This window comes from Pseudoalteromonas sp. SG41-2, assembly GCF_014164535.1.
Lineage (GTDB): Bacteria > Pseudomonadota > Gammaproteobacteria > Enterobacterales > Alteromonadaceae > Pseudoalteromonas > Pseudoalteromonas rhizosphaerae.
This window is the reverse complement of record NZ_JACJFK010000060.1, coordinates 1-4,891: the sequence shown is the minus strand read 5'-3', so window position 1 is coordinate 4,891 and position 4,891 is coordinate 1. Positions and strand designations below refer to the sequence as shown.

Sequence of the window (4,891 nt, the reverse complement as noted above, 5' to 3'; positions counted from 1 at the left end):
CCATGAGCAATCGCATCAATCGTTGCTGAATATTTAACACTGTGGTGGATGTAATCTTTATATAAAGCCTGCCAGGCATCACTTTGTGGGCCAAAGCTGCGGGCGCTATCAACCAGTGTTTTAAGCTCGCTAGGTAAAATATAAGGTATAGCTTGGCCGTCAGCTTGTTTGCGGTTAGCAAGTTCCGTTAAGCTTTGTAGTGGCACTCCTTAGCGCCTTTATCTCAACAATTCCTTTATTCACTGTTGTCCACATCCTTATTACTTTCTCTACTCTGGGCCCTACTTAAACGCATACTCATGCTCATATCCATCCCTGTAGATAACGGTAAATTGTCTTTATCAAGCGGGATATCTGTATCATTCTCTGATAAATGCGTTAATATCGCATTAAGCTGCTGCTCAAAGTCTTTTGGTTTTTCATCATCAAAAAATGCAAAGGGTTTGTCATCGGTTTGCCACTGTTCATGCTGCGGCATTACATGCTCGCGGCCATACTCCATAAATTGACATATAAATGCCAATACCGGCTCGTACGCATCACTGCCGTTGTAATAAGGGTTGTGGCGCGGTTGTACCATAAAATTAGCCCATTGCATGTTGTTGTGTTTATCAAAACCACGTGTCTGGATACGCATCATTTGAAAGTCTTCATAAACCCGTAAATCTTGAAAGTGCTGGGCGCGTACCTTGCCTTTGTACCAGAGGTAGACAATTTGTTTATCACGATCAAACACCATCGGTGCTTGACGTTTAAAACGAATAATAAAAAACAACAAAAGTGGAATAGTAACAGCATAAAAAACTAAAAGTGAAATGTCTTTTTTAAGGCGATAAGTACCGCCAACCTTGGCAGTTGTATAATAACGATAATGCATATAATTACTTAATGATAGGTCTCCATTTTCATCTAACATCTCGTAATTTCGCTTATCTATAGGGTGAACTCGTGGAGATAAAAAGTAATTTTCGCCATATTCACGTTTATAAAATTTAATTTTGTGTTGTGTCGACTTCTCCTTTTTCTCCCAACCAATACAGAAGTCATCGATATTTAAATATACAGTAAATAAAATCATTAATAACAATGGGATCAGTCCCATATTACGGGCTTTCATTGAATTATTACTAAGCTTACAAGCATGTTCATCTACATACACTATCGGTGTTGGCGGCGGTGCCTCTTTAGTGAGTTGAAAGCTAAGTAGTGCTTTCAACTTATTTGCTAAAGGTATTGGGTAATGGTGTTTAATCAAAGCCATAAAAATCTCTTTTATTAATGTGTTTCAGGCATAAAATCATCATCAAGCATGCCTATTATTTCATTATTAAGAAGTGCGTTTTCAACCAAATAACGTTTTGGTACAACAACTCCTGGTGATGGCTCATAATACCAATATAAAAAAACATCCTTTTCATGTTCAAGAGTTAAAGTAAATTGTGCAAGTCCTGAGTTAAAGGTATGTTTTATGGCATTTAACTGTTGTTTTAAGCTTTGGGTTAATGGTAAGTCAACCTCACGTACGGTTACGTATGGGCTAAAGTCGCTAATGCTATTACTGAGAGTGTTTGGTTTGATGATGCCATCTGACAAGACTTTTTTATTAACTCTTACTTCAAAGTGAAGTTGTGAAATACCTAGTCTAAAATTAGGCAAAGCAAAATGATAGTCAGACTTACCGTCTTTATATTCAAATGTTAATGATGGACGATTAAATATATTCTCAAATTCTTGCAGCTCAACTTGATAAGCGCTCGAGACTCTTTGTTCTTTATATATAGTAGAAGCTTCTTTGAGTCTATCATTCATAGATGGTCTTTCATCTTCAGTTATCCAGAACGCATATTTACTCCCACTCCCCCAAAAGCAATTTGCTAGTAATAGTTCTAAATCATTTTTACCGAACAAAAATGTTATGGTAATACCTGCACCTATAGCGATTAAACCGCCTATGAGCAATAATATGCTGACAGGCGCGCCACCGATTGTAGCAGCTGAAGCAGCGCTAGCATAAAGCGCACTGGAGCCAAAAAACATCACCTGTGCTGCTAGTGCAGCCGAGCCTGCCATGGTAATTAAGTGCCCATAGGCTTCTTCGTCACTACCAACATCGAAAGCATTAATTGCACTTATTGCAGAACTAACAGCGCCCGCTACATTCGCTACAAAAATAAGCCGAGCAGCCACTTTACCCGTAACAAACTCACTTAGTGATTTACTTAAATGTGTTGCCTGCGATGATAACTTTTGCATTGCTTGAGGTTGTAACAACTTAGGCTGCACCTTAACACCTAGTTTTAGTGTGTCACTTCCTATGGTAGCGATATCAACCGTTAGCGCTGAGAGCACACTCGTCCATGTCATCACAGATTGAAATGTTGAGCGGTTTTTGAGTGGGTTTGTTATATCAAATCGATTTTGGTGGATTAGGTCATTAATTGCTGAAAGATTAAAAAAGGCACTTAAACCAGCAAAGCTGCCATCTACTAAAAGCGCAATTTTACTCGCTTCGCTGTAAGGGCTATGCACAAACTCATAATTATTGTAATGACGAGCATCAACCTGAATTTCTGATAAGGTAATCAGCGTGGGGAGTTTAGCGTCTTTTACGCCTTCAACCCAGTCAAATGCCGCTTGCCCTAGCTTGATTTTGCGCTCAGCACTACCTACATAACGCTCTGCTGTCTGCGGATTAGTTACATGTAAGGTGTGGTTTAAGTTTGAGTCATTGATGACTTGGTTAAGCAGTTTCTCTAGCTGTGACTCGGTGAGAGAAACTGTTTTATCGAGTATTTGTATGCCATATGCGTTTAAGATAGCGGGGACTACTTTGTTGGCGATATAGTTAATCCCTGCCCCAGCACTTACACCAAATAGTTTTTTTGCGTAGTCCAAACTCACCTTTGTAGGTGAATATAACTTAGAGATAACCGGGGCTATCGTCACCATCAGTCTATCTAGTGCTCTTAAGGTGTTTGCAGTAAAGTCAGTGCCCTTTTGCGGTTGCGTAACAATTGGCCTTAAAAAGTAATGCCAAAATATGGCGATTGGTGATGTATTACCATTGTTTTCGGCTTGTTCAGCTCCTTCAATAAACAACTGCTCAAAGGCTTTATTCCCGGGTGCTGATGCTAACATTCCGGCAAAAATATCAGTGTAGATATCGCACACCTTAACAAATTCACTTTCCTGAGCAGCATCTTTTTTGGGCTCTGCAAAAAAACTTTGTAGGTAGGTATTTAAACTCCCCACTTGATTTTGATGCGGCGCAGCTTCCATAAATGCGCTATACAAATCGACGAACTCTTGCTGGCGTGCTAAGTATGTACGCTGACGCTTATCCATTGCTTGCCAATAGCGGCCATGCTCTTGCCAGTTGATGTTTTCTGCTAAGGCTTCTTTAATGACTTCGTCTTTACTACTACGAAGCGCTTGTACAAACGCGCCTATTGTATAAGGATAAATGTTTTGAGCGGATTCGGCTTGCTGTAAAATACACAGCTGAGCATGGGCAAGTGCAATATCTTTTTGTCGCCCAACAGGGTCAAATAACGCAACAATTTTAGATTTTTTAGAAAACCTCAATGTGTGATTGATAAGTAAGGAAATGTAACTTGCATCAAGCTCGTAGGAGTCATCCGTAGTTAGTACATCTAAACTAATTTCATTTTGATCAGCCTCTGTACTTGCTTGAAACTTTAAAAAACGCTCTTTGCGCTCTCTGTAATCTTCAACAAGCTTCCACAAATTGGTTTCTGTTGCTGGAACAAAGTCCTGCCCGTCTTCTTTTTGAAGGTCAATTAACTGCATGCATTCCCGACGGAAGCTTTGCTGACTTTGCAACTTATCGAGTACTTCCTTTGCTAATTCATGCTCGGTATAAACAATAGAGACTTTTTTTACTTCTCTACTGGCAAATACAAAACCATAGCTACCATCATCAGAAAGCTTACACTTTTTATGTGTATCCACTTCGATACCTTGAGAAGCATCGACACCATTTTTAAATTTGTACTTAACAAAATGTTCTGTCGCTATGCCTTTATCACTTTTGCGTTTTTCATATTTAAAAATATGCAGTAAATCTGTTGCAGGATTATCTTCATCAAATAGATAAACCCACCCCTCACGCAGTAAACGAATAATATAACCCTGCCCATCTTTAATCGTTCTTGCATGTAATAACGTATTTAAATCTGTGGGTAGCGCATTTTCATGTAATGTTTCTTCAAAGAAATTGGCATAGGCATATCTCACGGGGTAAATAGGTGTCACTTCAGTATCAACTATCACTTTATTGATGCTATTAACCGCCATAGGTAAGGCATTATTTGCTGTATTCATTCTATTCCTTAGATTAAGATCCATAAACTTGCTTTAACTTAGCTTTTGTTTTTTCCCCTGCTATTGCGTCAACCTCTAAGCCATGCACAAATTGAAACCCCTTAACACCTGCTTTAGTTTTTGCGCCATTAATTCCATCTACCTTACCGCAATCAAAGCCCAGTAAATTACAACGTCCCTGCACGCCTGAAAGTGTATCGATTGGGTCTAGATTACCTATTTGTACTGCAAAGCTTTTAGTTGGTGTGGTGTCGCCTGCTTTTAAATATAAATCGACGTTGCCAGTAAGGGCGTCGTTATTATTAAGCTCTACTTCGATAAGCCCATCACTTTGCAATACGGTATCGATTGTTTGATTGCCAATGTTGAGTACAATGCGTTTACCGGTAATATCATCACCATCTTCATGAATTATTTGCAAACGAAAATATTCTTTTTCGTTTTGTACAACAAACGTATTTAGGCTATTGGCGCGCAGCGGTATAAACTTTTCTTTTTTTGGCGGAATAGTAATTTTATCGCCCGGGTAAATTAAGTTTGGATCAGG

The 4,891-nt window shown here is 39.1% G+C and carries 3 protein-coding genes and 1 pseudogene; all 4 read right to left on the bottom strand.

Annotated features, from left to right (window positions below; translation table 11 throughout):
- A pseudogene (locus H5186_RS22115) lies at window positions 1–206 on the bottom strand (DUF2235 domain-containing protein); the annotation flags it as partial.
- Window positions 207–235: 29 nt separating this feature from the next.
- Entirely contained in the window at window positions 236–1,261 is a 1,026-nt protein-coding gene (locus tag H5186_RS22110) for a hypothetical protein (RefSeq protein WP_182795005.1), read from the bottom strand.
- Window positions 1,262–1,275: 14 nt separating this feature from the next.
- Window positions 1,276–4,344 (bottom strand): toxin VasX, encoded by a 3,069-nt coding sequence (locus H5186_RS22105; protein ID WP_182795004.1) that lies wholly within the window; start codon window positions 4,342–4,344, stop codon window positions 1,276–1,278.
- Window positions 4,345–4,357: 13 nt separating this feature from the next.
- The coding region (locus H5186_RS22100; RefSeq protein WP_259400401.1) for a peptidoglycan-binding protein at window positions 4,358–4,891 on the bottom strand (534 nt) is incomplete at its 5' end.

Bases quoted from the DNA above. Each gene is read 5' to 3' on its own strand.
- H5186_RS22110 (WP_182795005.1), bottom strand. From the start codon at position 1,261: ATGGCTTTGATTAAACACCATTACCCAATACCTTTAGCAAATAAGTTG.
- H5186_RS22105 (WP_182795004.1), bottom strand. From the start codon at position 4,344: ATGAATACAGCAAATAATGCCTTACCTATGGCGGTTAATAGCATCAAT.